Raw genomic sequence first — 25,945 nt, 5'->3', positions numbered from 1 at the left:
CCACCCGTCTTGCTGGTTGCGTGGTCAGCCCACGGGACTTTTGCCCGCGCCGTCATTGCGAGCGCAGCGAAGCAATCCAGACTGTCTCCGCGGAAAGACTCCTGGATTGCTTCGCTGCGCTCGCAATGACGGAGAGGAGGCGAGAACGTCGGTCTCGGGCTGTGGGCCGGGCCCAGAGGACGGAGACAGAGGGCTGAGCGCTCGGCCTCCGGAACACTACGCCTTCGCGCGCCCGGCCTTGCCGGCGAAGTGCTTGCCGTTGAGCTTCTTCTTTTTGGCGGCCTTGGTCTTCGACCCCTTCGCGACCACCTTCTTGGCCTTGCGCGCCTTCACCTTGGCGGCTTCCGCCCGCGCTTCGGCGCGCTGCTTCTTGCGCTTGGCCTCGCAGGACGGGCACTTGCAGCCGATCGGCTTCAGATAGGCTTTGAAATAGTCGGTGCCGTAATCGTAGTTGATCTCGTCGCCCGGCTCGATATTCCGGATGGCGCGGATGAAGACCTTGCGCTCGCGCGGGCGAACGTCGGATTCCGCATTGGGCCGGCAGGAATGATTGATGTAGCGGGCGACATTCTTGCGCACCGAGCCGTCGATGGTCCAGCGGCCGTTGAGCTCGAACAGGTATTTGTTCTCGATGTCGTCCTGCTCGGGGATGCGCGAGTCCAGGATCGGTCCGAAATAACGGATGATCCGGGTGCCCTTCTTGATCGGCATGGTGGCGAAGAGGCCGAGTCCAGTCTTGGAGCGGCCGACGCGGTAGGATTTGCTGGAAGCGATGGCTGGCATGATCGAGAGGATTGAGAACGCGAACGAGGCTGGATGCCTCAGGCGAAGCCGCTCTTCTAGAACGATTCCGCGCCGCTGTCAGGTCCAACCCACCTTCGTTTGAACCTTGCCCACAGTGAAGACGTCTGATGAGAGCGAGTTCCCGGACCATCGAAGCCCACATGATCAACCACGTCACCTGCATCGGCCTGGCCGTCCTGGCGATAGGCATCGGCTTGAACGGTGCCGCCGCCCAATCCGTGGGCAGCAGCTACACCTCCACCGCACCAAGGGATTGCCGCCAGATCGGCAAGCCCGGCGAGCTCGACGGCAGCACCACGCGGGCATGTCCAGGCAAGAACGGGCTCATAGTGCTGATCGCCGAGGACGATCTTCGCGAAATCGTCTCGGTCGGCCGCAATCGCAGGGCTGCCGCCGAGGAACCTGCGGCCAAGGTCTGGTTTGGCCCGTTCAATTCATCGGAGACCACGATCGAATGGCGCGCCATGGACGCAAAGCCGTTCGCGATCATCCAGCGCTGGCACATCGCCGACAACGGCGATCCCGACAAGCAAGGCCGGCCCAACACCAAGGCCATGCTGGTCGTGACCCGGCTGCCGCCCGGCCCGGTCTGCCACGTCGCCTATGTCGATGCGATTGCCAACCCGGCCGCCAACGAGCTCGCGCGCAAGGCCGCGGACGATTTCGCCCGCGGCTTCACCTGCGGCAGGGACGAGGTGAAGATCATCGGCACGCGCGGCCGCGCCGTCGAGCTGGCGACGATGCACTAGCCTCGCCTCGCCTGGCCTCGCGCCTTGGCACGCCGATAGCGCGCCAGCAGCCGCTCGCCCTTCGCGGCAATACGCCGTGCCGCCGCCACGGTCTTCGGAACCGGCTCGCCCCAGGCATGCGCCGACAATGCGTGCCGGGTCGGCTGCCCCTTCGCATCGACCAGAGGCGGCAATTTCGCGCGGCCGTAGAAGCGCACGGCCCAGCTGCCTTTCCGCCGCATCTCCTGCGGCGTCATCTCCGATGCTTTCTTGGTGACGCCGGGCCTGAGATGAGCGCCCTGCTTGCGCGCGAACGCCTTGCGGCCCGCGGCGGTCAGGCCGCCGCGCGGATCCTTCTCGCGCGCGGATGCGCTGCGTTTGCGTGAGGACTTTGTCGCCTTCTTTGCGGTGCGCTTGCGGGTCTTCCTCGCGGATGTCTTCGACTTCGTTGCCTTCGCAGCCTTCTTGGGAGTTCTCTTGGAAGCCTTCTTTTTGGAGCTCTTCTTCGCTGCCATGCGCATGTTGTCCACGAGGTTGGGATAGCGGCGGCCGGCGCGGCGGGCGCGCGCCTTCGCCGCCGATTTCTTTGCGGGACTGAGATGCCTCGCGGCCTTGCCGGCCCGCTTGCGGGGATTGGCGCGTTTCCAGGGGGCGCGTGATGTTTTTGCCATGCGGCGTCAACGCCCGATCACGGCAAGGGTTGCGTCGGCCCTGACGATCAGGGGCCGGGCAGCTTTCCCGAGATGGGCGCCATCAGCATCGTCTCGAGCAGGCGCTCGGCCGTCGTCCCCTCCGGCAGGCGCCCCAAGATGTCTTCCAGCCGTCCGTCGAGCAGCAGCGTGGTGAAGCCGTGCACCATCGACCAGGCGCGTGCGATCGCGGCGCCCTGGTTCAGCGTCAGCGCATCGCCGCTGATCTGTTCCTGCCGCATCATGCCGATCGCATTGGCGAGGCCCGCGAAGGAAGCTTCGGCCGCCTCGTGCAGCGAGGGCCTGGAATAGTCGAGGCGCTCGGTGCGGAACATGATGCCGTACATGCCGGGATGGGCCTGCGCATAAGCGACATAGGCTTTCGGCCGCGCCAGCGCGCGTTCGAGCGGCGTGGTGGCCGCATCGCAGGACGAGGCCATCGCCGCGTTGAATTGCCGGAAGCCGACGGCGGCAAGCTCGCTGAGCAGGCCGGTGAGATCGCCGAAATGATGGGTCGGCGCGGCGTGCGACACGCCCGCCTCCCGCGCCACCGCGCGCAAGGTGAGGCCGGCGAGCCCGTCGCGCTCCAGCACCCGTTCGGCGGCCTGCAACAGCGCCTCGCGCAAGGCGCCGTGGTGATACGGCGTCTCGGTCCTAGCGTTCCCCGCGCTACGCGCCGCACGCGATGACGCAGCCTTTTTGGGGGCACGCGCGCTTCGCGCTGTTTCGCTCTTGGTGTCGGTCTTGGTGTCTGTCTTGGCCATTGGCAAGCTATATGACGCAATATTGACAGTGTAAAGATTTCGCTTGACCGGAACGCGGATCGGCGCTATCTCATCTTTACGATGTAAAGATAGGGAGGTTACGCCGTGCAGCACGACGCCATCGCCGAGCGCCGCAACAATATCGGGCCGATCCCGTTCGAAGCGGACGCACCTTTCCTCAAGATCATCGGCGAATTGCCGCGTGAGCTGAACGGCGTGCTCTATCGCAACGGACCCAATCCGCAGTTCGAGTCCCCCGGCGCCCACTGGTTCGTCGGCGACGGCATGCTGCACGCCTTCCACCTCGAGAACGGCCGCGCCAGCTATCGCAACCGCTGGGTCCGCACGCCGAAATGGCTCGCCGAGCACGATGCCGGCCGCGCGCTGTTCGGCGGCTTCGGCCGCAAGCTGCCGGATGCCCCCGCCGATCTCACCGACGGCGGTGTCGCCAACACCAACATCATCTTCCATGCCGGCAAGCTGCTGGCGCTGGAAGAAGCGCATCTGCCGACCGAGATCGAGCCGGGCACGCTGGCGACACGCGGCTATCACGATTACCAGGGCCGCGTCGCCGGCAGCTTCACCGCGCATCCGAAGATCGATCCCGTCACCGGCGAGCTGGTGTTCTTCGGCTACAACGCAGCAGGGCCGTTGACCCCTGCCCTCTCCTACGGATCGATCGACGCCGCCGGCAAGGCGACGCGCTTCGAGCGGTTCGAGGCCCCCTATGCCAGCATGGTGCACGACTTCATCGTCACCGCGAACCATGTGCTGTTTCCGATCCTGCCCATCACCGGCAGCATGGAGCGCGCGATGAGCGGGCGGCCGCCCTACGCCTGGGAGCCGGACAAGGGCGCCTATGTCGGCGTGATGAAGCGAAGCGGCACGGCGAAGGACATCGTCTGGTTCCGCGGTGAAGCCTGCTACGTCTTCCACATCATGAATGCGTGGGAGGACGAGAACCGCATCGTCGCCGACGTCATGCAGTTCGAGGAAGCGCCGCTGTTTCCGCATCCCGACGGACGGCCGACCGATCCCGAGAAGTCGCGCGCCCGGCACTGCCGCTGGACCTTCGATCTCTCGGGCAATACCGACCGCTTCCAGCAGACTTATCTCGACGATCTCACCGGCGAATTCCCGCGCATCGACGACCGCCGCGCCGGACTGAAGACCCGTCACGGCTGGTACGCCTGCGCCAATCCGAAACTGCCGATGTTCGGCGCGCTCTCCGGCGTCGTCCATGTCGACGGCAACGGAAAGCGGCTCGGCCATTATCTGCTGCCCGCCGGCGACACCATCTCCGAGCCCGTGTTCGTCGAGCGCGCGAAGGATGCGAGCGAGGGCGACGGCTGGCTGCTCGCGGTGGTCTGGCGCGCACGCGAGAACCGCAGCGACCTCGCGGTGTTCAACGCCACCGATGTCGAAGCGGGCCCCGTCGCGCTGGTGCAGCTCGGCCATCGCGTACCCGACGGGTTTCACGGCAATTGGGTGGGCGCGCAGTAGCAGCCTGTCATTCCGGGGCGCGACGCAGTCGCGAGCCCGGAATCCATTTTACCGCGTGTATGCCGCTCAATGGATTCCGGGCTCGACGCTCCGCGTCGCCCCGGAATGACATCGCGGAAACGGGAATCCACCATGTACATATCCTCGATCACCGCAGACGTTCTCGCCCTCCTGGCCATGGTCTGCGCCGTCGCTGCGGTCCAGATGATCCGGCTGCGGCGGAGCGGCCAGATCATCTTCAACGGCGGCATCCTGCTCGCCCTTGGTCTGGCGGTCGCCTGCGCACTGCCCCTCCTTTCGCACCTGCCCTGGGCGGAGTTGGCCGAGGAGGCCTCCGATCAAGCCATTGCAGCGGCTCAGCTTTTACATGCCGCTTACGTTATTTTGACACTGTAAAGATTTGGCTTGACCCGGCACGCCGTCTGAACTATTGATCTTTACATCGTAAAGATCGGATTGACCGAGGCGGCCCATGACGATTTTCCTGATCCTCGCGCCCTATGGCGTCTACAGCTTCCTGATGCTGGTGACGTCGGCCGCGACAAGCGTGTTCGCGGCCTCCGCGATCTGCTTCGTCACCGTCGCGATCGATGTGGCGTGCGGCCGCTCGGTGAAGATCCTGGCCGCCGGCTCGGCGATCGTGTTCGCCGCACTCGGCCTTTACCTCGCGCTGCTCGATCCGCAACTCGGAACGCTCGGCGTCAAGCTGTCGGTCGACATCGGCATCTTCGTCATCTCGCTCGGCTCGATCCTGCTCCGTCGTCCCTTCACGCTGCAATATGCGCTTGAATCGGTACCGGCCGAGACCGCGGCGATGCCGGGCTTCCTCTATGCCAATTACGTCATCACCGGCGCCTGGACCGTCGCCGCGCTGCTGATGGCGGCGGCCAATCTCGTGCTGCTCTACGTCCCGGGCCTGCCGCTCTGGACCAGCCTTGCGGTCGCCTTCGCCGCCCGCAACAGCGCGATCTACTTCACAAAGTGGTATCCGGAGTATCGCCAGATCAAGTACGGTGCGCCCGACCGCGCCTTGACAACGACCTTGCCCACCACCTTGCCCACCGCCCGCTGAACAGGATTGACGATGAAGGACGTATTCGCCCGCCTCGCCTCCGATCTCTTCTCTGCGATCCTCTTCCTGGTCGTCTATCTCGTCACCGACAACGTGATCCTGGCAACCTCGGTGGCCGTGGCCGGCGCCGTCGCGCAGGTGATCTACGCCCGCATCAAGGGGCAGCCGCTCAATTACATGACCTATGCGAGCCTCGCGCTCGTGGTTGGCCTCGGCACCGTCACGCTGCTGACCAACGATCCCCGCTTCATGATGGCGAAGCCTTCGATCGCGCATTTCGCCATCGGCGCGATCATGCTCAAGCGCGGCTGGATGCTGCGCTACATGCCGCCGATGGTCGTCGAGACCGTTCCGGAATATGTGACGGCCGCGGGCTATGCCTGGGCGGTGCTGATGTTCGTGATCGGCGCCGGCATGATCGTGGTTGCCTCCACGGGCGATCTGAAGCTGTGGGCGTTCTACCTCACGGTGGTCGCCGGCGGCGCCAAGATCCTCGCCTTCGCCGTGCAGTACGTCGTGCTGCGGCTCATCGTCACCAGCCGCCGGCGCGCCGCCGCCCGCGCCTAAACGCCCTATTCGAGGGGTTAGGCAGGAGCTGCGAGTTGGGTTATAGGCTCGCTTGAGGACTGGCCGCGGATCGTCGCGGTCCGCCGGGATTGTTCGGGAGACGGGAATGGCCGTAGACGGCAACTGGAATCTGACCATGACGACGCCGATGGGCGAGCGCCAGGCGACGCTGAACGTGAAGGCCGCGGGCGGCACGCTCACGGGCACGCAGGGCGCGGAAGGTAATACCGCCGAAATCTTCGAGGGCACCGTCTCCGGCGACAACGTCTCCTGGAAGGTCTCGATCGACAAGCCGATGCCGCTCACGCTCGAGTTCACCGGCACCGTCTCCGGCGACAGCATGAACGGCGAGATGGGCATCGGCCCGATGGGCAGCTTCCCCTTCACGGGCGCCCGCGCGTAAGGCCGCACTCGATCATGCGCGCGCTTCGTCTCATCGCGGCGACGATGCTGTGCGTCGTGGCACAGGCGGCGCGCGCGGACGACGCCGAACCGGCGTGGCGCGCAAGCGCGCTCGCCATGGTGCCAGCGGGTTATGTCGCCGGCAGCGCCTATCGCACAGAAGGCGCGACCGGTTACCTCGCCGTCTATCCGGCGTCATCGAACGATCCGAAGACACCGGCAAGCGTGTTCGCGGCGCGCCAGAGCCTCGTGGTCGCGCTGACACCGGATGCGACACGCGCAGTGTCCGCCGAATTGAAGCCGCGCGCCGAGCCCGATCCGGACAACGACGAAGCCGACTTCGCCAAGCCGCACGCCGAGCTTGCGGCAAAGCGCACGGCGCTGCCTGACGGCACCGAGCCCTGCAGTCTCGGCGCCTGGTCCATCGACAAGGATGCAGGCGGTCTCAACGTGCGCGCCGAACCCTCGGCGGCGGCGCGCGTGCTCGGCACGCTGCCGCCGCCCTACCGGCTGAAGCTCGGCGGCGCCGAGAACACGCCCGACGGCGGCTGGCTCACCGAGTTCCACATCGTCGGCTTCAAGAACGGCTGGTTCCTGATCGAAGGCGCCAAGCCGCCGGGCAAGGACTACGAGGACGAGAAGCGATATCCGCGCAGCGCGCCAAAACCCTATGCGGGGCGCGGCTGGGTCGCGTCCAACAAGGTCGGCGCCAACTACGCCAACGGCGCCACGCGTGCAGGCGGCCTGTTCCAGGCGCCCTTTGTCGACGCCCAATGGACCCCGGCCCAGCGCGAGCTCGGCGGCCCGATCGACGGCGACGGCGGCCCGAAGCGCCTGCTCGCCTGCAGCGGCTTCTGGGGCCTGGTCGAGAGCCACGACGGCGTCCGCGGCTGGTGGCGCGCGCTGTGTTCCAACCAGGTCACGAACTGCAGCTGAGACGAGCACGCTGCGGCGTTCTCGCCCTTGCCCTTGCTCACAATTCAGGATTGTATTTGAGCATTGCGCCCGGGAGGGAAAAATGCCGTACAATTTCACGCATGGATTTCATCGATCACTGACCGCCGTATTCGTTTGCATTCTGCTGGGAGCGACGACGTCGGCCGGACGCGGCGAAACATTGCCGCCGAAGATCTCGCCGGAGGCGACCACCTGGAAGCCCGCCTCGATCTTCGAGAAGAACGACAAGGACGACGAGTTCAAGGACCAGCCGCGCATGAATTTGAGCGGCGCGGCGTGCGTGCCGACCACGCCGAAATTCACGTCATGCCTGATCGCCAATGACGAGAAGAAATATGCGCAGTTCTTCTCGATCGAAGGCAACGTCCTCACTCCCAAGAAGCTCATCCGGCTTTCGGACGAGGACAAGGATCCCGATGCCGAAGGCGTCGCATATGACAAAGGCTTCTTCTATGTAACCGGCTCGCACGGCCGCAGCCGCAAGAGCGACAAGGAGAACTTGTCGAGTTACGTCGTATTTCGCATCGCCGTGGATCCGCAAACTGGCGTCCCCAAGACCGAACCCAACGCCAAGAAGGTCGACGGCGTGGAGCCGAGCCCGCGAATGCGCGAGGTGATCGAGAACGACAAATTTGTCAAAGAAAAATTCAACAAGCCGCTCGCGCAAGGCGGCGTCAATGTCGAAGGGATTGCGGTCAGAAACGGCCGCATGTACTTCGGACTGCGGGGACCGTCACTGGAGCAGCAGGCCTTCGTGCTCAGCGTCGATGCAGACGCACTCTTCACCAAGGCCGACGATCTCAAACCAGAGTCGACGCCGCTGAAGCTGGGGGAGAACACCGGGATCCGGGACCTTGCCGTGGTGAACGGCGGCATCCTGATTCTCGCGGGACCGACGCGGGACGAAAACGTGCCCTATACGATCTGGCTGTGGGACGGCAGCAGCAAGGAAGCAAAGGCGTTGGCGACGCTCGATCTCAGCACAGTCACGGCGGGCGCCAAAGCCGAGATTCTGCTTCCTCTCGAGGAAGACGCAGCCGGCATTCGCACCCTCGTCATGTTCGACAGTGCGGAAAATGGCGGCGCCGTATCTTTCAGCCTGAAGCGCTGAACGCACGCTGCGTGGACCGTCCGCCGGCCTGAAACCGGCGGACGACGCAGGTCTCGATCAGCCCAGGTTCAACTCCTTGAAGAAGTCGTTGCCCTTGTCGTCGACGATGATGAAGGCCGGGAAGTCGACGACTTCGATGCGCCAGATCGCTTCCATGCCGAGCTCGGGATATTCGAGCACCTCGACCTTCTTGATGCAGTGCTCGGCAAGGTTCGCCGCGGCGCCGCCGATCGAGCCGAGATAGAAGCCGCCATGTTTCTTGCAGGCCTCGCGCACGGCCGGCGCGCGGTTGCCCTTGGCCACCATCACCATGGAGCCGCCGGCGGCCTGGAACTGCTCGACGAAGGAATCCATGCGGCCCGCGGTGGTCGGACCGAACGCGCCGGAGGCGTAGCCTTCGGGCGTCTTGGCGGGGCCGGCGTAGTAGACCGGGTGGTTCTTGAAGTAATCCGGCAGCGGCTCGCCCTTCTCCAGCCGCTCGCGCAGCTTGGCGTGGGCGCTGTCGCGCGCGACGATCATGGTGCCGGTCATCGAGACCCGGGTCTTGATCGGATATTTCGAGAACGTCGCCAGAATGTCCTTCATCGGCTGGTTGAGGTCGATCTTGACGACCTCGCCGCCGAGCGACTCCTCGACCTCAGGCAAATACTGCGCCGGATTGTGCTCGAGCTCCTCGAGATAGACGCCGTCCTTCGTGATCTTGCCGAGCACCTGGCGGTCGGCCGAGCACGACACGCCGAGCCCGATCGGCAGCGAGGCGCCATGACGCGGCATGCGGATCACGCGCACGTCGTGGCAGAAATATTTGCCGCCGAACTGCGCGCCCACCCCCAAGCTTTGCGTCATCTTGTGGATTTCCTTCTCCATCTCCACGTCGCGGAAGGCGTTGCCGTCGGGCGAGCCGTGGGTCGGCAGCGCATCGAGATAGCGGGCGGAGGCGAGCTTCACGGTCTTCATGCAGAGCTCGGCCGAGGTGCCGCCGATCACGATGGCGAGGTGATAAGGCGGGCACGCCGCGGTGCCGAGCGTCAGGATCTTCTCCTTCAGGAACGCCAGCAGCCGGTCCTTGGTCAGCACCGAGGGCGTCGCCTGGAACAGAAAGCTCTTGTTGGCGGAGCCGCCGCCCTTCGCCATGAACATGAACTTGTAGGCGTCATCGCCCTCGGCGTAGATCTCGCACTGCGCCGGCATGTTGTTGGCGGTGTTCTTCTCTTCGTACATCGACAGCGGCGCGACCTGCGAGTAGCGCAGGTTGCGGCGGAGATACGCGTCCCGCGCGCCTTCCGACAGCGCCGCCTCGTCCTCGCCGTCGGTGATGACGTTGCAGCCTTTCTTGCCCATGATGATCGCCGTGCCGGTGTCCTGGCACATCGGCAGCACGCCGCCGGCGGCGATGTTGGCGTTCTTCAAAAAGTCCAGCGCGACGAACTTGTCGTTCGGGCTCGCCTCGCCATCCTCCAGGATGGCGCGGAGCTGCTTCAGATGGCCGGGGCGGAGGTAATGGTTGATGTCGCCGAAGGCCGCCTCCGACAGCGCCCGCAGCGCCTCGCGCGAGACCACCAGCATGTCCTTCCCCAGGACCTTCTCCACCCTGACGCCCTCGGACGAAATCTTCTTGTAGGGCGTCTCGTCCTTGCCCAGCGGGAACAGCGGGGTGTGCTTGTAGGGCGGAACGGGCTGTGACTGGTCGGGGAAGGCGGTGGGAGCGTTCATGGGACGAATCCAGGGGTTTGGGGCCACGCGCGGGCCCTCGCGTAGAAGCGTTCTAAGCCCATTTTGGACCGAAAAGGAAGGGACCCGGTACGCATCAAAGAGGGCGGCCGGGGCTTGGGAAGGCATTGGCGCAGCACGTGGAAAGGCCCGTTCCCGCCCTTGCGCTTCGCGTCCGACGACGCTTGAATGCGCGCCCTAAGGGGCTTTTCATCATGACTTTGAACTCGAACGTCCGCGGCGCGATCCTGGTCGCCGCCGCCATCACCGGCCTTGTGACCCTCACCTCGCCTGCGCGCGCCGATCGCTGCGACGACAGCGCCAAGGAGCTCGCGAACCAGGTCGAGCGTATGAAGGTGAATTTCCGCGCCGGCAACGTCGTCTATCTCTCGCATCCGGCGGCCAAGGAGCTGTCGGTCGGCTGCCGCGGCGACAAATTCTCCATCGAGCTCTATGCCAAGGGCGATCGCAAGCCCAAGCCGGAGTTCTACGCGTTGGTGGGATCGATGGCGGCGATCGTCTTCACCGTGACGAAGGACGACACCACGACCGGCGCCACACGCTGCCTGAAGCGAATGGGCCTGCTCCGCGGCGACAAGGTCAACATGCGCTACCGCCGCCTCAACATGGAATGCACGCGCACCAAGACGGATGCGTCGATTGCGATCACGCGCGGCAAGGACGAATAAGCGGGGCACTGCTCCGCTCTCTTGCCACGCGCCCCGCGTCGAAACGCATCGCGGCGCCGCCTGCCACACACTCCGTCATTGCGAGCGCAGCGAAGCAATCCAGAGATCTCTCCGCTGAGACAGTCTGGATTGCTTCGCTACGCTCGCAATGACGGGGATAGGCCGCGTCGCCTCCTTTGCCACCGCGCGGATGAGACGCAAACACCGCCCATCCCACGCGTTAGATCGCTCGCATTTTAACGATTGGCTTGAAGGAATTTTCGCTCCTCACGGCGCAGGCTGAATTGTTTCCATATGTGAGGATTTGCGCATGAAGGTTTCTACCGTTGCGCCGCCGCCCATCGCGATCGTGGTGCCGAGCTACGAGGCGACCAAGCAGCAGGACGAGCAGGCCAAGACCAAGGATGCCGACCCGACCTACGAGCCGCCGCCGCCTGCGCCGCTGCCGCCGGGTCAGGGCACGCGGATCGATCAGCTCGCCTGATCGGCCCCCGCGAGGACGGATCGCCCGATCCGGTCGATCGGGCCCGTCCCGCATTCGGCCGCATCTTTGCCGGATAGCTGGATCAGATTCGTGCGCGGTCACCCCGGGACCTGCGCATGATCGCACGACTGCAATTGCCGAACTCGATCCCGGTCGCCGCCGCGAGTACGCGGCGGATTTCGCTCGCGCATGGGTTGCATACCCCTTCCGCATTCGCGGCCCGCTTCAGCGCTGTCCCCTTCGCCAGTCCTCGACTCGCAAGTCCCCCGCCTCCGGATCGGCGCGCGCCCCCCAAGTGTGATCCGGCTCATCCAACTTCGGTATCCGGCGTGCTCATCTGTGAGGCCGAACGAGCCCATCCCTACGTCCGGTCGGCCAGCGTCTGTGGGACAAGCCAATGGAAATGAATGACAAGCTGCTGTCGCTGGTCGCCGACATCTACGATGCCGCGCTCGACGATTCCAGGTGGTCGGCGACGCTTCATAGCATCGTCGACATCTCGGGCGGACAGAGCGGCGGCCTGGTGCGGATCGGGGCGGCGGGCGAGCCCGTGATCTCGCACGCTGTCGGCGTCGATCCCGCCTACATCCAGTCCTACATCGAAACCTACGAGCCATTCGATCCGTCGCGCGGCGTGCTCCATGCGGCGGTCGGCCAGATCCAGACGATCAGGGACTGGATCGACGTCGACGAATTCCGCACTACCATGTTCTACAACGAGTGGACGCGGCCGCAGGGGCTCGAGGATGCCGCCAACGTCCTGCTCGACAAATCCTCCGAAGGCGTATCCCGCCTTTCGATCATGAAGGGCGGCGGTCCGGTCGACCGCAGGATGTACCAGGTGATCTCCCACCTCACGCCCCACCTGCAACGGGCCATGCTGGTCAGGCAGAAGCTGCAGCACCAGAACGAGCTGGAGACGACTTCGGTGCGTACGCTCGACGCGCTGCGAACCGCCGTCCTGCTGCTCGACGCCGAAGGCCATATCACGCACTTCAATACGAGCGCGCGCGACATTCTGGAGGACGCCGACGTGCTGCGTTCGGTCCGCGGCCGGCTCGTGACGTCGGATCTGAACACCGATCGCGTGCTGCGACAGGCGCTGGCGGGCACCGTTCTCGGTGACCGGACGATGACGAGCGCGAGCATTTCGCTGCATCTGACGGCGCGCGACGGCTCGCACTATGTCGGGCACCTGCTGCCGCTGACGGCTGGGCGCCGGCAGAGATTCGGCGCCAGCTACGATGCCTGCGCCGTTCTATTCGTCAGCAAGGCCGCGCTCGACACGATCGTCGCGCCCGACCTCATCCGCAAGCTGTTCAAGCTGACGCCGACCGAGCTGCGCGTCTTCCTGTCCATCGTCGAGATCGGCGGTGTTCCCGACGTGGCCAGAAGCATGGGCATCGCCGAAACCACGATCAAGACCCATCTCGCCCGGATCTTCGTCAAGACTGGGACCAAGCGGCAGGCGGACCTGGTTCGGCTGGTTGCCGCCTTCACGCCGCCGATCAAGGTCTGAAGCGAGTCTCGATCGCCTCAGCGGCCGCATGTTTGCCGGAAAGACCTGCTGCCAATGCGCCGGCGGGAATCGGACGGGATCGACCATGATCGCCAGACTGCTGCTGCAGAGCACGATCACCACCGCGGGGATGGGCGCGCTGCTGTTCGCCTCCGCCGGGACCTTGCGCTGGCCGTCGGCCTGGATCTTCCTCGTGACATGCGCCCTGCTCGGCCCGCTCTGCGGCTGGTGGCTCTACCGGATCGATCCGGCGCTGCTCGCCGAGCGCCTGCGGCCGGTCCTGCAGAAGGATCAGCCCACCGCCGACAAGGTGTTCATGAGCGTCTTGGTCGCCGCGATGCTGCTCTGGCTGGCGCTGATCGGCCTCGACCAGCGCATGCAATCATTCGACATGCCGGTCGTGCTCCAGGCCGCCGGCTTCGCGCTGTTCCTGCTCTCGACACTGTTCACACTCCGGGTCTTCCGCGAGAACTCGTTCGCGGCCCCCGTCGTGAAGCTGCAGGCCGAACGCGCGCAGCACGTGGTCTCGACCGGCCCCTACGCCCATGTGCGTCATCCCATGTATGGCGGCATGGTCGTGTTCTACGCCGGCGTGCCGCTGCTGCTGGGCTCGTGGCGGGGACTGCTGATGGTCCCGATCTTCGTCGTCCTGTTCGCAATCCGCATCGGCATCGAGGAACGCATCTTGCGCGAAGGCCTGCCGGGCTACGTCGATTACACCGAACGGGTGCGCTATCGCCTTCTGCCGGGCGTCTGGTGAGGACGCCTCACTCTCCCTGCACGGAAAATCGTCCCGCCTCCTCCGAACGAGTGACGTCGCAGCAGGCGAACCCCGCTAAGGGAACCCGCATCCTTGCGACGGGAGACAACGATGTTCTGCAAGCCACCCTGCCCCGACGAGCACGACCTCTCTCTCGTCCCCGATGATTCCAATAAGCGCTCTGCGCCGGAGCGTTCACTTGCGCGGCCCGGCCAAGACGCGTTCGGGCGACTGATCGCGCCCGAAGCGGCCGGTCCGGAACGGGGGCTGCCGCCAGCCTCCCTCCGGACCGGCTAGAGTTTTTGTCTTGACGCGTTTTCCTGACGCGAACCGGCGTCCACTTCGCTCGAAAACGCTTTAGCCATCCAGCTCGCGATAGCGGCGGAAGATACCCTGCTCGTTGAAGGGAATGCGGCGCGGGCTTGCGAGATAGGCCTTGATGTTCGGCCGCGCGGCGATCCGGTCGTGCAAGGCGACGAGGCCCGGAATGTCCGCCTCGAACGCGTCCATGCGTCTGGGAAAGGCATAGCGCAGCCCCGCGACGATCTGGAACAGCGAGAGGTCGACATAAGTGAGCCGCCGACCCGTGACATACGCGCCTCCGTTCTCGCCGAGAAGCTGCTCGAAATAGCCGAGATATTTCGGCACCCGCTCGCTCCAGAAATCGGCCGTGCGCCTCTTCGCCGGCGGCTTCTGATCCTCGTAATAGAGCGAGGGCCCGAGCGGATGATGGGTGTCGTGGATCTCGACCACGAGATCGGTGATGGTGAGCTGAAGCTGGTGCACCCAGAGTTTCCCGGCTTCCGTCTTCGGCGCGAGACCGTGCCGGCTGCCGAGATAGAGCAGGATATTGGCGGTCTGGCCGATGACGAGCTTGCCCGCTTTCAGGAACGGCGGTGCAAAGGGCGGCGTGTCCTTCTGCACGTCCATCATCTTCATCATCGCCGCCGTCCCGCGCGCTCCCCGCGCGACGTCGACGTATGCCGCCCCCGCCTCCTCCAGCGCCAGCCGCACAAATTCGCCGCGGCCCTGGATCTCGGGCCAATAGTAGAGTTCGTATTTCATGGGAGAGGTCCGTCAGCGTGAATGCGTCAGGACCAATGTAGCATGTAGCTGAGTGTTCCGTCAGGGTGAGACGGAACACTCTTGCAACACACTCCGTCATTGCGAGCGCAGCGAAGCAATCCAGTCTGCCTACGCGGAAAGACTCTGGATTGCTTCGTCGCTTCGCTCCTCGCAATGACGGAGGTGAGATCTTCCCGTCTTAACTCAATTCGCAGCGAAGCAGTACATCAGGCCGTCGCCGCCGGTGCTCTTCAGATCGGCCTGCGAGCAGCCGCCGTCGGGACCGCGCGAGGGGTGCGAGCTATTCCAGGACTTCGACGGTTCGTCATCGCGCAGGCCCTGACGATCGGCGTGACCGACGACCGCCGCGCCTTGCGTGCTCGACGTCCAGTTCTTGCAGGTCTTGTCGTCGCCCGCAGCGAAGGCGGTGCCGTCGGGTTGCGTTCCCGTCAGGATGTCGTGCCGGTTCGGCGTGTCGCCGCGGCCGTTGATCACCTCGCCCTTCTCGCTGAGCGCAGTCTGCTTGGTGAGATTGTTGGCCGCGCCATGCAGGTCGGCGACATCCTTGGCGATCACCGCGCCCTTGGCGTTCTGCCACGGGCCCTTGCCGATGCGGTCCTTGGCGTTGACGGCCGGCTTGCCGTCGGCGGCTTGCGTCGAGAGATAGGCGCGCCAGGTTTTGGCGGCGGCGCCGGAGCCTTGCGCGAGCTTCGCGCACTGCGCATCGGCTCCTTCGAGGCCGCCGAGATCGGCGCCCTTGCCCGGGCCGTTGGAGGTCACGAAGAAGGTCATGTCGGCCGACTGCGCTTGCGCCGAGGGCGTCGCCAGCAAGGCCATCGCGAGCGCGAGGCCTGAAATCGTCACGGTTCTCTCAATGCGGATCATATCGTCCTCCCGTTGTGTTTGTCGTTGGCCGCCTGATTTCAACCCGAGGCGCGCCCGCTTATTCCGATGCGCGATGCCGAAAAGAAAAAGGCGCCGTGCGGTGAGCACGACGCCTTCATCTTCAATCGCCTTGCGATCAGTTGGTCTGCTGGATCGCCGACAATTCCCAGCCGCTGCCGGGCCTGCGGGCGAAGGTCCAGACCTCGGTGACTTCGCCGGGCTGTTCGCTGCCGGCAACGACCGTGCCGCTGTTGCGGTCCAGCGTCTTGTCGGTGAGCGCGAAACGCAGCGCCACCGTGGCGTACTCGGTCTCGCCCTCACGCCAGGCTTCCGCGAGGTCGCCCTGCAGCAGCTTGACGTTGGTCACCTTGTTCACGACGTTGCGCGCGCGGTTCTGGCCGAGGTCCTGCTCGAAATAGGAGACCATCTCCGGGGTCGCGAGCGTATGCAGCTTGGCCACGTCCTCGTTCGACCAGGCTGCCTGAATGTCGCCGAGCAGGCGCTCGAACGCCTCGTAATCGTCCGGCTTGATCTCGAGCGGCGCGTTGTTGGCATTGGCACCGAAGCCGAAGCCACCGAGCCCGCCGCCAAGACCACCACCGAGCGCGCTGCGCTGGTTCGCCTGCGGTCCGGGACCTGCGCCCGCATCCGCATTGGCATAGGCCGCCTGCGGCGAGTGACGGCGCTGCCACCAGGACATCGCCAGCCGCACCACGAACACCACGAGCACGATCTGGATGATCAGGCCGAGGATCGAGGACAGACCGCCGAGGCCGCCGAACAGGCCGCCGCCGAACAGCATGCCGAGCAGGCCTGCGCCGAGGAAGCCGGCCGCAAGGCCGCCCATGAAGCCGCCGGCGCGGCCGAACAGGCCGCCGCGCGCGGGCGCGGCCGAGTTCATGCCTGCGCCTGGCTGGGTGTAGGTGCGGTTGAACTGCGAGGCCGAGCCCGGCGCCGTGGAGGTCGAGGGCGGGGCCGAATAGGTGCGCGAGCCGCGCGACCCCGACGAGGAGCCGCCACCGACGCGCGCGTCGGCCGACGAGATCGCCAGTGCAGTCGGCAGCGCAAGCGCCAGCACGACGGCGATCGTCTTGAAGAGACTGCGGGAGCGTAGCGAGAAATTCATTTGCGTTTCCCAAATCCCCGGCATGGGGACGTGCTCTTAAGATGGGCAGACTTCCCGAAAAGTGAAGCCGGTTTCGGAACCTATGGCTGCGGCCCTCAGTCGCGGGGATGTGGCAAAAGCCCATATTTGGCCGGGACTTGGCCGGATCGAGGTGGGAACCGCGGTCACGGGATACCGGTGGGGTTTGAAAGAGATTTTTGCTCTTTCCACGTCATTGCGAGGAGCCCTTGCGACGAAGCAATCCAGAGTCTTTCCGCGGAGGCAGCCTGGATTGCTTCGCTGCGCTCGCAATGACGGAATGAGAGAGTCGGGTGCAATGACCGGAAGGCGCGGGAAAGGCGAGAACGCTCCTCACCCCTGCTTCGCCATGGTCTCCTTCACCGCCGCCACGAGCTGGCTGAGCGTGAACGGCTTCGGCAGGAAGTCGAACTGCTGGCCCTCGGGCAGGCTCTTCTCGAAGGCGTCCTCGGCATAGCCGGAGACGAAGATGAACTTGATGTCGGGGTTCTGCTCGCGCATCGCCTTGAGCAGCGTCGGGCCGTCCATCTCGGGCATGACCACGTCGGAGACGACGAGATCGATGCCGCCGCTCTGCTCCTCCAGCACCTCCATGGCCTCGACGCCGTTCTCGGCTTCGACCACGGTATAGCCGCGCGAGCGCAGGCCGCGTGCGTTCAGGGCGCGCAGGCCCTCCTCGTCCTCGACGAGAAGGATCGTGCCCTGCCCGGTGAGATCGGTGCGCGGCTTGGCCTCGGCGGCTGCAGGCGCGGCGTCCTTCGCCGCAGCACTGGCCGCGCCGGCCACGGCCGCCGGCTGCTCGACCTGCACCTCCGGCTCGGCATGATGGCGCGGCAGGAAGATGTGGAACGAGGTGCCCTGCCCGGGCTCGGAATCGACGTAGATGAAGCCGCCGGTCTGCTTGACGATGCCGTAGACCGTGGACAGCCCAAGGCCGGTGCCCTTGCCGACCTCCTTGGTCGAGAAGAACGGCTCGAAGATCTTGTCGCGGATGTCGGCGGGGATGCCGGTGCCAGTGTCGGCGACCTCGATCCGGACGTAATCCGCGGCCGGCATGCCCTTGTAGGCGAGCTTTCCGGCGTCTTCCGTCGCGACATTGGCGGTGCGGATGATCAGCTTGCCGCCGTCGGGCATGGCGTCGCGCGCGTTGACCGCGAGGTTGACGATGACCTGCTCGAACTGGGAGACGTCGACCTTCACCGGCCAGAGGTCGCGGCCGTGGACGAGGTCGAGCTTGACCTTCTCGCCGATCAGCCGGCGCAGCAGCATGGTGAGATCGCTCAGGGCATCGCCGAGATCGAGCACCTGCGGCCGCAGCGTCTGCCGGCGCGAGAACGCCAGCAGCTGCCGCACCAGCGTGGCGGCGCGCGTCGCGTTCTGCTTGATCTGCATGATGTCCTGGAACGACGGGTCGGTCGGCTTGTGCGCGTTCAGCAGGAAGTCGTTCGCCATCATGATGGCGGAGAGCACGTTGTTGAAGTCGTGGGCGATGCCGCCGGCGAGCTGGCCGACGGTCTCCATCTTCTGCGACTGGTTGATCTGGTTCTCCAGCGCGCGCCGCTCGGTGGTCTCGAGCATGTGCACGATGGCGGCTTCCGCCTCGTTCTCGACGGCATCCACCGGCGTCACGAAGAACTGGCCCCAGCGGTCCTTGGTCCCTTCCAGCGCGACCTCGACCGGCGCGACGTCGGCCTGGCCGTCGGCGGCCTGGTTGATGGCCGCGATCAGGAGGTGCCGGTCGCGCGAATTGACCGCACGGAAGATCGACTTGGAGGCGCTGTCGAGCCCGAGCGCCTGGCCGAGCTTGGCGTAGCGCGCATTGGCGCGCACCACGTTGCCGCCGCGGTCGACGGTCGCGATCGCCATCGGCGTGTGGTCGAAGAAGCGCATGAAGCGCACTTCGGCGGCGCGATCGGGGTCGCTGCGCTCGTCGCGGGCCCGGCTGATGACCAGCGTGCGCGAGGGCCCCGGCGCGCCGTCGGCGCCGAAGGCGAGCTTGTGATAGAGCCGCACCGGCATGGTCTTGCCGGTGCGCATGCGCAGATCGATGTCGAAGACCTCGGTCTTCACCTCGCCCGGCACCGCCACGATCGAGGTCAGCAGCGAGGCGCCGTCGCCGGAGACGATGTCGGTCAGCTTCAGGCCGCCCGAGCCGATCTCGGCGAGGTCGTAGTCGAGCCAGTTCGCCAGCGTCGCGTTGACATAGGCGAGCTCGCCGGCCGGATTGACCGAGAAGAAGCCGCACGGCGCGTGGTCGAGATATTCGATGGCGTGCTGGAGCTCCTGGAACACGTCCTCCTGGCGCTCGCGATCACGGGTGATGTCGGCGATCGACCACACCGCGTATTTCGCCTCGCGCTTTTCCGTGCCGAGCGGGCGCACCCGCATGCGCAGCCAGCGGCCCTGGCTGCCGTCCTGGCCGGAGATGCGCACCTCCTCCTGCTGGCGCTTGCCTTCGCGCGCAGCCTTGAGCAGCCGGAACACGGCTTCGGAGACGTCGGGATTGCCGATGAAGACGCGCTCCACCGGGCGCACGTCCTGCGGACCGCTGGCGCCGGTCAGCGTCAGATAGGCGGCATTGGAATAGATCACGTGGCCGCGGGCGTCGGTGACCGCGAGCCCGTCGAAGGCGTGATCGGAAATGCGGCGAATGATGGGGTCGTCGAGATTGCGGTCGGCAAAGCGGATGATGCCTGCGGCGAAGGCGAACAGGTTGAACAGGCCGACCATCGCCAGCACGGCGAGGACCCCGAGAATGTAGGGCTGCGCCTGCGCGCGCCCGAGCGTCATCAGCCCGACGGCGACGGCGACGAGGCCGGCAGCCACCAGCAGAACCAGCGCAATGCTGCCCGAGCGCGGCGAAGGCTCGTGCGCCGCAACGGGCTCGCGTGGGAGGTCGTGGTCGGTTTCGGCGGTCATTCTCGAGCTGGCGCAGCCTGTCTGCAGAGAATCAACGCGCTACGGGGCGCGCGGGGTCCTCCCTGCCTGAATCGGACCCTGAGGTGCAAGGGCAGCGGGGGCGAAAGGTACGCTGATTCCCAGATTACGGCCATTTCCGGTACTTTTCGGGTGTTTTATCCCCGCCCCGCACTGAATCCGCGCTTCAGCCGCATGACGTAGCCGATGACTTCGGCGACCGCGTGATAGTGCTCGTTCGGGATTTCCTGGTCGATTTCGACGGTGGCGTAGAGCGCGCGGGCCAGCGGCACGTTCTCCACGATCGGGATGTCATGCTCGCGCGCGATCTCCCGGATCTTGAAGGCGAGGTTGTCGACGCCCTTGGCGACGCAGATCGGAGCCGTCATGCCGCGCTCATAGGACAGCGCCACCGAATAGTGGGTCGGGTTGGTGATGATCACGGAGGCCTTGGGAACCGCCGCCATCATGCGCTTCCTGGACCGCTGCTGGCGCAATTGCCGCAGCTTGCCCTTGATGTGCGGGTCGCCTTCGGACTGCTTGAACTCTTCCTTGATCTCCTGCAGCGACATCTTCTGCCGCTGGAACCAGCTGCGATACTGGAAGAAATAATCGGCGATGGCGACGATCGCGAGCGCCGCGACCACCGCGCCGAGCAGGTGAACGGTCATGCTGGTGCTGGCACCGAGCATGGCGGCCGGATCGAGCTTGACCATCGCCTCCATGCGATGGCGCTCCGGCCACAGGATCATGGTCATGACCGCGCCGAGCCCGATCAGCTTGCCGAGGCCCTTCAGGAAGTTCGCGGCCGCCTGCTTGCCGAAGATGCGCTTTAAACCGGCGCCGGGCGAGATCTTGCTGAATTTGGGCTTGAGGGATTCGGCCGACCACACCAGGCGGTGCTGCAGCATGTTGCCGGCGATCGCCGCCAGCACCAGCATCATCAGGGGAACGCCGATCGCCGCCAGCAGGACGATCTCGATCTGCTGCATCAGCGCCAGCAGCGCCTTGCCGTCGGTCTTGATCATCCAGGAATTGGCGAGCAGATTGCGCATCGGCGTCAGCAGCCCGCTGCCCACCGAGCCCGAGAAGGTCGAGACCACCAGCGTGCCGCCCGCCATCATGAACCAGGTGTTGATCTCCTGGCTCTTGGCGACGTCGCCGCGTTCGAGCGCGTCTTCCAGACGCTTTTGCGTCGGGTCTTCTGTTTGACTCTCTGGATCCTTGTCTTCTGCCATCGCCCCGTCGCTACCTGAGCGGCATCAATTGGTGCATGACACCGATGAAGTAATCCAGATACGTGCCCATCATCGCCGTGAGCACCACGGCGAGCACCAGGAAGCCCGCGAAGATCGACAGCGGCACGCCGACGAAATAGACCTGCATCTGCGGCATCAGGCGCGCCAGCACCCCGAGCCCGATGTTGAAGACGAGGCCGAACACCAAAAACGGCCCCGAGAGCTGCAGGCCCAGACGAAACGCGGCGGCGAAGGCGCGCGTTGCGAGCGCGGCGACGTCGCCGCTCGACACGGTCTCACCCGGCGCGAAGATCGTATAGCTGTCGTTCAGCGCCGCGATCACCAGATGATGGCTGTCGGTGGCGAACAGCAGCGTCACGCCCAGCATGGTCAGGAAGTTGCCGACCAGCACGCCCTGCTGCCCCTGCGTCGGATCGACCGAGGTGACGAAGCCGAGGCCCATCTGCTGCGCGATCACGGATCCGGCGACCTGGAGCGCCGACAGCGTCACGCGCGCGGTCGCGCCCAGCACGATGCCGATCGCGATCTCATGCAGCATCAGCACGAGCAGCGGCGCCAGCGAGCCCATGTCGACCTGGTAGGCGTTGCGGTGCAGCGGCAGGATGATCAGCGTCAGCAGCAGCGCGATCGACAGCTTGATCCGGGTCGGGATATTGGTCTCGCCGAGACCAGGCAACAGCATCACCATCGCGCCGACCCGGGCGAAGGCGAGCATGAAGGAAGCGGCGAGCGCCGGCAGCAGCGAGACGTCGATGCGCATAATCGCCGCATCTTGCCTCAGCCGCCGATGATTCGCGACGAGATCCGCAGCATGTGGGAATGCAGCGCATCGGCCATGAACGGCAGCGCCAGCAGCATCGTGGCAAAGATGGCGAGGATCTTCGGCACGTAGATCAGCGTCTGTTCCTGGATCTGCGTCAGCGCCTGGAACAGCGACACGACGACGCCGACCACGAGGCCCACCACCATCAGGGGCGAGGATACGATCACGATGGTCCAGATCGCATCGCGGGCGACGTCGAGAGTTTCGGGGCCGGTCATCTACAGAGTTCCTTGTTCATTTCCATCCCCCACCACTCTGGTGTGGGCCACCGGCCCCTCCCCGTCATTGCGAGGAGCCCTTGCGACGAAGCAATCCAGACTGCCTCTGCTTAGAGATTCTGGATTGCTTCGCTGCGCTCGCAATGACGACTGAGGCGAACGCCAGCGCCGAAATATCAGATCGGCATCTTCATGATGTCTTCATACGCCGCGATCACGCGGTCGCGGACCGAGACCAGGGTGGACACTGCGACGTCGGTGTCCGCCACCGCCGTCACCACGTCCATCACATTGGCCTTGCCGGCCGCCATTGCGACCGTCTGCGCGTCCGACTTGCGGCCGGATTCCATGACGCTGCCGACGGCGTCCTTGAGCAGCGATGCAAAGGACTGCCCGCCGGCCTCGCTGCCCTTACTGGCACCGGCGCCGGTGTTTTCCAGCACGCGGGCGAGGCTCGCATAGGCATTGGCGGCGACTGACGGTGATGCCATGGCTCAATTGTCCTGTTCAGCTCTTGAGGATGTCGAGCGTGCGCTGGATCATCCGGCGCGTCGCACTGATGATGTTGAGGTTGGCCTCGTAGGACCGCTGCGCATCGCGCATGTCGGTCATCTCGACCACCGAGTTCACGTTGGGGTATTTGACGTTGCCGCTGGCGTCGGCGACCGGATTGCTCGGCTCGTATTTGACGCGGAAGTTGGACTGGTCGGGCTTGATCTTGCCGAGGGTCACGACCTGCGCGTCGAGCGTGCGGTCGAGCGCGGAGGAGAAGGTCGGAACCTTGCGCCGGTAGGGATCGCCGCCTGATGTCTGCGCGGTCGAATCGGCGTTGGCGATGTTTTCCGAGATCACCCGCATGCGGCCGGCCTGCGCCCGCAGACCGGAGGTCGCGATCGCCATCGAGCGGGCGAAGTCGCTGCTGTCATTGGCCATGATGCGCCTCCCCTAGCTGTTCTGTCCGCGGATCATGCGGTTAGCCCTTGCCGATCGCGGTCTTGAGCAGATGCAGGCTCTTCGAATAGAGCGAGGTCGCCGCCGCGTAGTCCATCTGGTTGCTGGCGGCCTTCATCATCTCCTCCTCGAGATTGACGGCATTGCCCGCGGGGCGGGTCTCGAAGCCGGCATTCTTGTTCTGGTCGAATCCGGACGGCGCGCCCGACGGGGTCATGTGAGAGCCGCTGGTGCGCATCATCGCCAGGGGCCCCATCGAGCCGGTGACGGCCCCGGCCTTGTCGAGTTTCGGCTCGACGAGGTCGCGCGGGCGGAATTTGGGCGTGTCGGAATTGGAGACGTTCTCGGACAGGACGCGCTGGCGTTCCTGGTGCCACTGCATCTTGGTGCGAAGCGCCGACAGCACCGGGAGGTCGTTGATGGACATCGTCGCGGCTCCTTCCGCCTCTTGCGGACCTCTGGGTCCGAAGCTAGGCAGAATTTGCCGTGTGTATGGTTAACAGCTGGTTAAGGACGTTGCCGGCGCGTGTCCCGGCGTGGGACATGATGTGGCACCCCCGTGATTCTACGCCTCCAAAAGTTGCATTAACCCAACCATTTGGCGGCGCGTGCACAGGCCAAGAAGTCGTTTTGGATCGAGCGATTCATAGGTTATTAAGAGTTGGGGACGGCAAAACTTGCCGTGGGACGTTAAGAGATCGCAGTTTGGGGCATCGTAGGCTGGTGGTTGGCGCGTCCGACCATGGGCACGAGAAAAGCGCCATTTGTCGGGGACAAGTATGCAAGGCAGCCCTATCACCTTCATCGTCGCGTTCATCGTCGTTCTGGCGTTGATCGGCGTCGCTGCCTGGCTGGTTCGCCGATTCGCCACCAGCCGGCTCGGGGCCAACACCCAGCGCGGCCGGATGCCCCGCCTTGCCGTGATCGACGCCGCCGCGGTCGACGGCCGCCGCCGCCTGGTGCTGGTCAGGCGTGACAATGTCGAACATCTCCTGATGATCGGCGGCCCCACCGACATCGTGGTCGAACCCAACATCGTTCGCGCCGCGCATGGCCGCGATCAGCTGCCGCAGCGTCCCAACGCCGCCGAGCCGCCGCGCCTCGCCCCGATGCCCGATGCCGGCAACTGGGCCGACGAAGCGCCGCGGCCCGAGCTGCTCGACCATCCCGAGCCGCAGATGCCCGAGCCGCCGCCGCGGCCGGCGCGCCCGTCCTTCGCCGACGAATTGCGCCGTCCCGCGCCCCCGCTGGCCGAGCGCCGCAGCGAACCGCCGATGGGCGGCTTTCCGCCGGAGCCGATCGCGCCCCGTCCCGAGCGCGAGCCCCGGCCCGAGCCGCTGCCGCCGCGCGCTCCGCGCAGCGAGCCGCCGCTGATGCCGCGTCCGCCGCGCGCCAACGAACCGGCGAAGATGCCGCCGGTGCGCGCAGAGCGTGCCGCCGCACCGCCGCCTCCGCCGCCCGTGCCGCAGGCTCCGCCCGTGCCGCCGCCGCCAGCGCCCGCGGCTGCGCCGTCCAGCGCCGAGCAGAACCTCGCCGAAATGGCGCAGCGGCTCGAGGCCGCGCTGCGTCGCCCCGCCGGCGAAACGGTCGCGCCCCCCGTCGCGCCGGAGCCGCCGGCCGCTCCCCCGCCGCGGGCGGCCCGCAGCGAGCCCGCAGCACCACCGGCCCCGCCGCCGAAGCCGGCCGCGGAAAAGACCAGCTTTGAAAATCTTGAAGACGAGATGGCCTCGCTGCTCGGCCGTCCGAAGCCGTCTTCGTGAGGCTGCCGTCCCTCCCGCGTAGAGTTCTTTCAGTTTCTGTCCTGATCGCCGCGGCTTCGCTCGCGGGTCCTGCGCATGCGCAGGACATCAGCATTAATCTCGGCGGCGGCGCTGGCGGCGGCGGCGTCACCGAGCGCGCGATCCAGCTCATCGCCCTGCTCACGGTGCTGTCGATCGCGCCCTCGATCCTGATCATGATGACCTCGTTCACGCGCATCGTGGTCGTGCTGTCGCTGCTGCGCACCGCGATGGGCACGGCGACCGCGCCGCCGAACTCGGTGATCATCGCGCTCGCGATGTTCCTCACCTTCTTCGTGATGGGACCGGTGCTGCAGAAATCCTACGACGACGGCATCCGCCCGCTCGTCGCCAACCAGATCGGCGTCGAGGACGCGCTGCAGCGCGCCTCCGTTCCCCTGCGCGGCTTCATGCAGAAGAACGTGCGCGAGAAGGACCTCAAGCTGTTCCTGGATCTCTCGGGCGACCCGCCGCCGGCCACGCCCGACGACCTCGCGCTGCGCATCCTCGTGCCCTCCTTCATGATCTCCGAGCTGAAACGCGCCTTCGAGATCGGCTTCCTGTTGTTCCTCCCATTCCTGATCATCGACCTCGTCGTCGCATCCGTGCTGATGTCGATGGGCATGATGATGCTGCCACCGGCCACGATCTCGCTGCCGTTCAAGCTGATCTTCTTCGTGCTGGTCGACGGCTGGTCGCTGGTGGCGGGAAGCTTGGTGCAGAGCTACGGAGGATAGCGCGGGCCCGGGCGCCGCCCGTATTCCCCCAGCCCGCAGAGATTGCCTCCGCCCTCTCCCCGTCATTGCGAGGAGCGCTTGCGACGAAGCAATCCAGACTGCCGCGGCGAAAAGACTCTGGATTGCTTCGCTGCGCTCGCAATGACGGAGTATGCGGCGGCAGCTCGAACAATTAGCCAGCCGCAACCGCGATCCATCCATAAGGTCCTCCGCACCATCCACGTCATTGCGAGGAGCCCTTGCGACGAAGCAATCCAGACTGCCGCCGCGGAAAGAGCTGGATTGCTTCGCTGCGCTCGCAATGACGGAGCATGCGGCAGCAGCTCGAACAAACCGTCAGCCGCAACCGCGATCCATCCACAAGGCCCTCCGCACCATCCACGTCATTGCGAAGAGCGCTTGCGACGAAG

General features: G+C 65.6%; 28 protein-coding genes. 14 read left to right on the top strand and 14 right to left on the bottom strand.

From position 1 onward, the window contains the following. Positions 1-216 precede the first annotated feature (216 nt). Positions 217-783, bottom strand: coding sequence for an SET domain-containing protein (locus QRQ56_RS00915; protein WP_438736916.1), 567 nt, complete (start codon positions 781-783; stop codon positions 217-219). A 128-nt stretch (positions 784-911) separates the two neighbouring features. Here QRQ56_RS00915 and QRQ56_RS00910 point away from each other — a divergent pair, with 128 nt between their 5' ends. Beyond that, complete coding sequence (locus QRQ56_RS00910; RefSeq protein WP_438736914.1) at positions 912-1,553, top strand: hypothetical protein; 642 nt, start codon at positions 912-914, stop codon at positions 1,551-1,553. On the opposite strand, the gene QRQ56_RS00905 is transcribed toward QRQ56_RS00910, so the two are convergent. After that, positions 1,550-2,203, bottom strand: a complete 654-nt coding sequence (locus tag QRQ56_RS00905) for a DUF6321 domain-containing protein (RefSeq protein WP_438736912.1) — start codon at positions 2,201-2,203, stop codon at positions 1,550-1,552. The two genes, QRQ56_RS00910 and QRQ56_RS00905, sit on opposite strands and share 4 nt — an antisense overlap. 47 nt (positions 2,204-2,250) lie before the next feature. Then, positions 2,251-2,985: a TetR/AcrR family transcriptional regulator gene (locus QRQ56_RS00900; protein WP_438736910.1), complete on the bottom strand. Its 735-nt coding sequence runs from the start codon at positions 2,983-2,985 to the stop codon at positions 2,251-2,253. A gap of 105 nt (positions 2,986-3,090) precedes the next feature. Between QRQ56_RS00900 and QRQ56_RS00895 the strand changes: the two genes are divergently transcribed. From QRQ56_RS00895 to QRQ56_RS00865, 7 genes are all read left to right on the top strand, one after another. Beyond that, positions 3,091-4,488 (top strand): carotenoid oxygenase family protein, encoded by a 1,398-nt coding sequence (locus QRQ56_RS00895; RefSeq protein ID WP_438736908.1) that lies wholly within the window; start codon positions 3,091-3,093, stop codon positions 4,486-4,488. 132 nt (positions 4,489-4,620) lie between these two features. After that, positions 4,621-4,884 (top strand): hypothetical protein, encoded by a 264-nt coding sequence (locus QRQ56_RS00890; RefSeq protein ID WP_438736906.1) that lies wholly within the window; start codon positions 4,621-4,623, stop codon positions 4,882-4,884. Positions 4,885-4,960: 76 nt separating this feature from the next. After that, positions 4,961-5,560, top strand: coding sequence for a hypothetical protein (locus tag QRQ56_RS00885; protein ID WP_438736904.1), 600 nt, complete (start codon positions 4,961-4,963; stop codon positions 5,558-5,560). A 12-nt stretch (positions 5,561-5,572) separates the two neighbouring features. Then, positions 5,573-6,127, top strand: a complete 555-nt coding sequence (locus QRQ56_RS00880; RefSeq protein ID WP_438736903.1) for an inner membrane-spanning protein YciB — start codon at positions 5,573-5,575, stop codon at positions 6,125-6,127. Between the two features lie 106 nt (positions 6,128-6,233). Further along, positions 6,234-6,530: a hypothetical protein gene (locus QRQ56_RS00875; RefSeq protein ID WP_438736901.1), complete on the top strand. Its 297-nt coding sequence runs from the start codon at positions 6,234-6,236 to the stop codon at positions 6,528-6,530. A 14-nt stretch (positions 6,531-6,544) separates the two neighbouring features. Beyond that, a complete protein-coding gene (locus QRQ56_RS00870) occupies positions 6,545-7,465 on the top strand; it encodes an SH3 domain-containing protein (RefSeq protein WP_438736899.1) in 921 nt (306 codons plus the stop codon). Positions 7,466-7,547: 82 nt separating this feature from the next. Next, positions 7,548-8,597, top strand: coding sequence for a DUF3616 domain-containing protein (locus tag QRQ56_RS00865; RefSeq protein WP_438736897.1), 1,050 nt, complete (start codon positions 7,548-7,550; stop codon positions 8,595-8,597). Between the two features lie 57 nt (positions 8,598-8,654). Here QRQ56_RS00865 and QRQ56_RS00860 read toward each other — a convergent pair whose 3' ends face one another. Then, entirely contained in the window at positions 8,655-10,310 is a 1,656-nt protein-coding gene (locus QRQ56_RS00860; RefSeq protein WP_438736895.1) for a fumarate hydratase, read from the bottom strand. Positions 10,311-10,522: 212 nt separating this feature from the next. Between QRQ56_RS00860 and QRQ56_RS00855 the strand changes: the two genes are divergently transcribed. From QRQ56_RS00855 to QRQ56_RS00840, 4 genes are all read left to right on the top strand, one after another. Beyond that, the gene (locus QRQ56_RS00855) at positions 10,523-10,996 is read left to right on the top strand and encodes a hypothetical protein (protein ID WP_438736894.1); all 474 of its coding nucleotides are present in this window, start codon (positions 10,523-10,525) and stop codon (positions 10,994-10,996) included. Between the two features lie 310 nt (positions 10,997-11,306). Continuing rightward, positions 11,307-11,480 (top strand): hypothetical protein, encoded by a 174-nt coding sequence (locus tag QRQ56_RS00850; RefSeq protein WP_438736892.1) that lies wholly within the window; start codon positions 11,307-11,309, stop codon positions 11,478-11,480. A gap of 397 nt (positions 11,481-11,877) precedes the next feature. Continuing rightward, positions 11,878-12,999: a helix-turn-helix transcriptional regulator gene (locus QRQ56_RS00845; RefSeq protein ID WP_438736889.1), complete on the top strand. Its 1,122-nt coding sequence runs from the start codon at positions 11,878-11,880 to the stop codon at positions 12,997-12,999. An 85-nt stretch (positions 13,000-13,084) separates the two neighbouring features. Then, positions 13,085-13,759 carry a methyltransferase family protein gene (locus tag QRQ56_RS00840; protein WP_438736887.1) on the top strand — a complete coding sequence of 225 codons (675 nt, stop codon included), beginning with the start codon at positions 13,085-13,087 and terminating at the stop codon, positions 13,757-13,759. 357 nt (positions 13,760-14,116) lie between these two features. Here the strand turns inward: QRQ56_RS00840 and QRQ56_RS00835 are convergent, their stop codons facing one another. The 10 genes from QRQ56_RS00835 to flgB form a co-directional block, all read right to left on the bottom strand. Next, complete coding sequence (locus QRQ56_RS00835; protein WP_438736885.1) at positions 14,117-14,824, bottom strand: glutathione S-transferase; 708 nt, start codon at positions 14,822-14,824, stop codon at positions 14,117-14,119. Between the two features lie 204 nt (positions 14,825-15,028). Beyond that, positions 15,029-15,709, bottom strand: a complete 681-nt coding sequence (locus QRQ56_RS00830) for a lectin (RefSeq protein ID WP_438736883.1) — start codon at positions 15,707-15,709, stop codon at positions 15,029-15,031. Positions 15,710-15,845: 136 nt separating this feature from the next. Next, positions 15,846-16,859: a Tim44 domain-containing protein gene (locus tag QRQ56_RS00825; protein WP_438736881.1), complete on the bottom strand. Its 1,014-nt coding sequence runs from the start codon at positions 16,857-16,859 to the stop codon at positions 15,846-15,848. A 327-nt stretch (positions 16,860-17,186) separates the two neighbouring features. Further along, the gene (gene cckA / locus QRQ56_RS00820; protein WP_438736879.1) at positions 17,187-19,772 is read right to left on the bottom strand and encodes a cell cycle histidine kinase CckA; all 2,586 of its coding nucleotides are present in this window, start codon (positions 19,770-19,772) and stop codon (positions 17,187-17,189) included. A 155-nt stretch (positions 19,773-19,927) separates the two neighbouring features. Beyond that, positions 19,928-21,007: a flagellar biosynthesis protein FlhB gene (gene flhB / locus QRQ56_RS00815; RefSeq protein WP_438736877.1), complete on the bottom strand. Its 1,080-nt coding sequence runs from the start codon at positions 21,005-21,007 to the stop codon at positions 19,928-19,930. A gap of 10 nt (positions 21,008-21,017) precedes the next feature. Then, the gene (gene fliR / locus QRQ56_RS00810) at positions 21,018-21,788 is read right to left on the bottom strand and encodes a flagellar biosynthetic protein FliR (RefSeq protein WP_438736875.1); all 771 of its coding nucleotides are present in this window, start codon (positions 21,786-21,788) and stop codon (positions 21,018-21,020) included. A gap of 17 nt (positions 21,789-21,805) precedes the next feature. Then, a complete protein-coding gene (gene fliQ, locus QRQ56_RS00805; protein WP_007612284.1) occupies positions 21,806-22,069 on the bottom strand; it encodes a flagellar biosynthesis protein FliQ in 264 nt (87 codons plus the stop codon). A gap of 176 nt (positions 22,070-22,245) precedes the next feature. Next, positions 22,246-22,560: a flagellar hook-basal body complex protein FliE gene (gene fliE / locus QRQ56_RS00800; protein WP_438736872.1), complete on the bottom strand. Its 315-nt coding sequence runs from the start codon at positions 22,558-22,560 to the stop codon at positions 22,246-22,248. Between the two features lie 16 nt (positions 22,561-22,576). Continuing rightward, positions 22,577-23,002: a flagellar basal body rod protein FlgC gene (gene flgC, locus QRQ56_RS00795; protein ID WP_246931033.1), complete on the bottom strand. Its 426-nt coding sequence runs from the start codon at positions 23,000-23,002 to the stop codon at positions 22,577-22,579. A 40-nt stretch (positions 23,003-23,042) separates the two neighbouring features. Beyond that, positions 23,043-23,447: a flagellar basal body rod protein FlgB gene (gene flgB, locus QRQ56_RS00790; protein ID WP_438736870.1), complete on the bottom strand. Its 405-nt coding sequence runs from the start codon at positions 23,445-23,447 to the stop codon at positions 23,043-23,045. A gap of 352 nt (positions 23,448-23,799) precedes the next feature. On the opposite strand from flgB, the gene QRQ56_RS00785 reads away from it, so the two are divergent. Both QRQ56_RS00785 and fliP read left to right on the top strand, forming a co-directional pair. Further along, complete coding sequence (locus tag QRQ56_RS00785) at positions 23,800-24,780, top strand: flagellar biosynthetic protein FliO (protein WP_438736868.1); 981 nt, start codon at positions 23,800-23,802, stop codon at positions 24,778-24,780. Next, positions 24,777-25,535, top strand: coding sequence for a flagellar type III secretion system pore protein FliP (gene fliP / locus QRQ56_RS00780; RefSeq protein ID WP_438736866.1), 759 nt, complete (start codon positions 24,777-24,779; stop codon positions 25,533-25,535). The genes QRQ56_RS00785 and fliP overlap by 4 nt, the downstream gene beginning before the upstream one ends. The last annotated feature ends 410 nt before the right edge of the window (positions 25,536-25,945 follow it).

Source organism: Bradyrhizobium sp. U531, from assembly GCF_051710265.1.
Lineage (GTDB): Bacteria > Pseudomonadota > Alphaproteobacteria > Rhizobiales > Xanthobacteraceae > Bradyrhizobium.
The sequence above is the reverse complement of the archived record's forward strand: the minus strand, read 5'-3'. Positions and strand labels throughout refer to the sequence as shown.

Bases quoted from the DNA above. Each gene is read 5' to 3' on its own strand.
- QRQ56_RS00915 (WP_438736916.1), bottom strand. From the start codon at position 783: ATGCCAGCCATCGCTTCCAGCAAATCCTACCGCGTCGGCCGCTCCAAG.
- QRQ56_RS00910 (WP_438736914.1), top strand. From the start codon at position 912: ATGAGAGCGAGTTCCCGGACCATCGAAGCCCACATGATCAACCACGTC.
- QRQ56_RS00905 (WP_438736912.1), bottom strand. From the start codon at position 2,203: ATGGCAAAAACATCACGCGCCCCCTGGAAACGCGCCAATCCCCGCAAG.
- QRQ56_RS00900 (WP_438736910.1), bottom strand. From the start codon at position 2,985: ATGGCCAAGACAGACACCAAGACCGACACCAAGAGCGAAACAGCGCGA.
- QRQ56_RS00890 (WP_438736906.1), top strand. From the start codon at position 4,621: ATGTACATATCCTCGATCACCGCAGACGTTCTCGCCCTCCTGGCCATG.
- QRQ56_RS00885 (WP_438736904.1), top strand. From the start codon at position 4,961: ATGACGATTTTCCTGATCCTCGCGCCCTATGGCGTCTACAGCTTCCTG.
- QRQ56_RS00880 (WP_438736903.1), top strand. From the start codon at position 5,573: ATGAAGGACGTATTCGCCCGCCTCGCCTCCGATCTCTTCTCTGCGATC.
- QRQ56_RS00875 (WP_438736901.1), top strand. From the start codon at position 6,234: ATGGCCGTAGACGGCAACTGGAATCTGACCATGACGACGCCGATGGGC.
- QRQ56_RS00870 (WP_438736899.1), top strand. From the start codon at position 6,545: ATGCGCGCGCTTCGTCTCATCGCGGCGACGATGCTGTGCGTCGTGGCA.
- QRQ56_RS00865 (WP_438736897.1), top strand. From the start codon at position 7,548: ATGCCGTACAATTTCACGCATGGATTTCATCGATCACTGACCGCCGTA.
- QRQ56_RS00860 (WP_438736895.1), bottom strand. From the start codon at position 10,310: ATGAACGCTCCCACCGCCTTCCCCGACCAGTCACAGCCCGTTCCGCCC.
- QRQ56_RS00855 (WP_438736894.1), top strand. From the start codon at position 10,523: ATGACTTTGAACTCGAACGTCCGCGGCGCGATCCTGGTCGCCGCCGCC.
- QRQ56_RS00850 (WP_438736892.1), top strand. From the start codon at position 11,307: ATGAAGGTTTCTACCGTTGCGCCGCCGCCCATCGCGATCGTGGTGCCG.
- QRQ56_RS00845 (WP_438736889.1), top strand. From the start codon at position 11,878: ATGGAAATGAATGACAAGCTGCTGTCGCTGGTCGCCGACATCTACGAT.
- QRQ56_RS00840 (WP_438736887.1), top strand. From the start codon at position 13,085: ATGATCGCCAGACTGCTGCTGCAGAGCACGATCACCACCGCGGGGATG.
- QRQ56_RS00835 (WP_438736885.1), bottom strand. From the start codon at position 14,824: ATGAAATACGAACTCTACTATTGGCCCGAGATCCAGGGCCGCGGCGAA.
- QRQ56_RS00830 (WP_438736883.1), bottom strand. From the start codon at position 15,709: ATGATCCGCATTGAGAGAACCGTGACGATTTCAGGCCTCGCGCTCGCG.
- QRQ56_RS00825 (WP_438736881.1), bottom strand. From the start codon at position 16,859: ATGCCGGGGATTTGGGAAACGCAAATGAATTTCTCGCTACGCTCCCGC.
- cckA (WP_438736879.1), bottom strand. From the start codon at position 19,772: ATGACCGCCGAAACCGACCACGACCTCCCACGCGAGCCCGTTGCGGCG.
- flhB (WP_438736877.1), bottom strand. From the start codon at position 21,007: ATGGCAGAAGACAAGGATCCAGAGAGTCAAACAGAAGACCCGACGCAA.
- fliR (WP_438736875.1), bottom strand. From the start codon at position 21,788: ATGCGCATCGACGTCTCGCTGCTGCCGGCGCTCGCCGCTTCCTTCATG.
- fliQ (WP_007612284.1), bottom strand. From the start codon at position 22,069: ATGACCGGCCCCGAAACTCTCGACGTCGCCCGCGATGCGATCTGGACC.
- fliE (WP_438736872.1), bottom strand. From the start codon at position 22,560: ATGGCATCACCGTCAGTCGCCGCCAATGCCTATGCGAGCCTCGCCCGC.
- flgC (WP_246931033.1), bottom strand. From the start codon at position 23,002: ATGGCCAATGACAGCAGCGACTTCGCCCGCTCGATGGCGATCGCGACC.
- flgB (WP_438736870.1), bottom strand. From the start codon at position 23,447: ATGTCCATCAACGACCTCCCGGTGCTGTCGGCGCTTCGCACCAAGATG.
- QRQ56_RS00785 (WP_438736868.1), top strand. From the start codon at position 23,800: ATGCAAGGCAGCCCTATCACCTTCATCGTCGCGTTCATCGTCGTTCTG.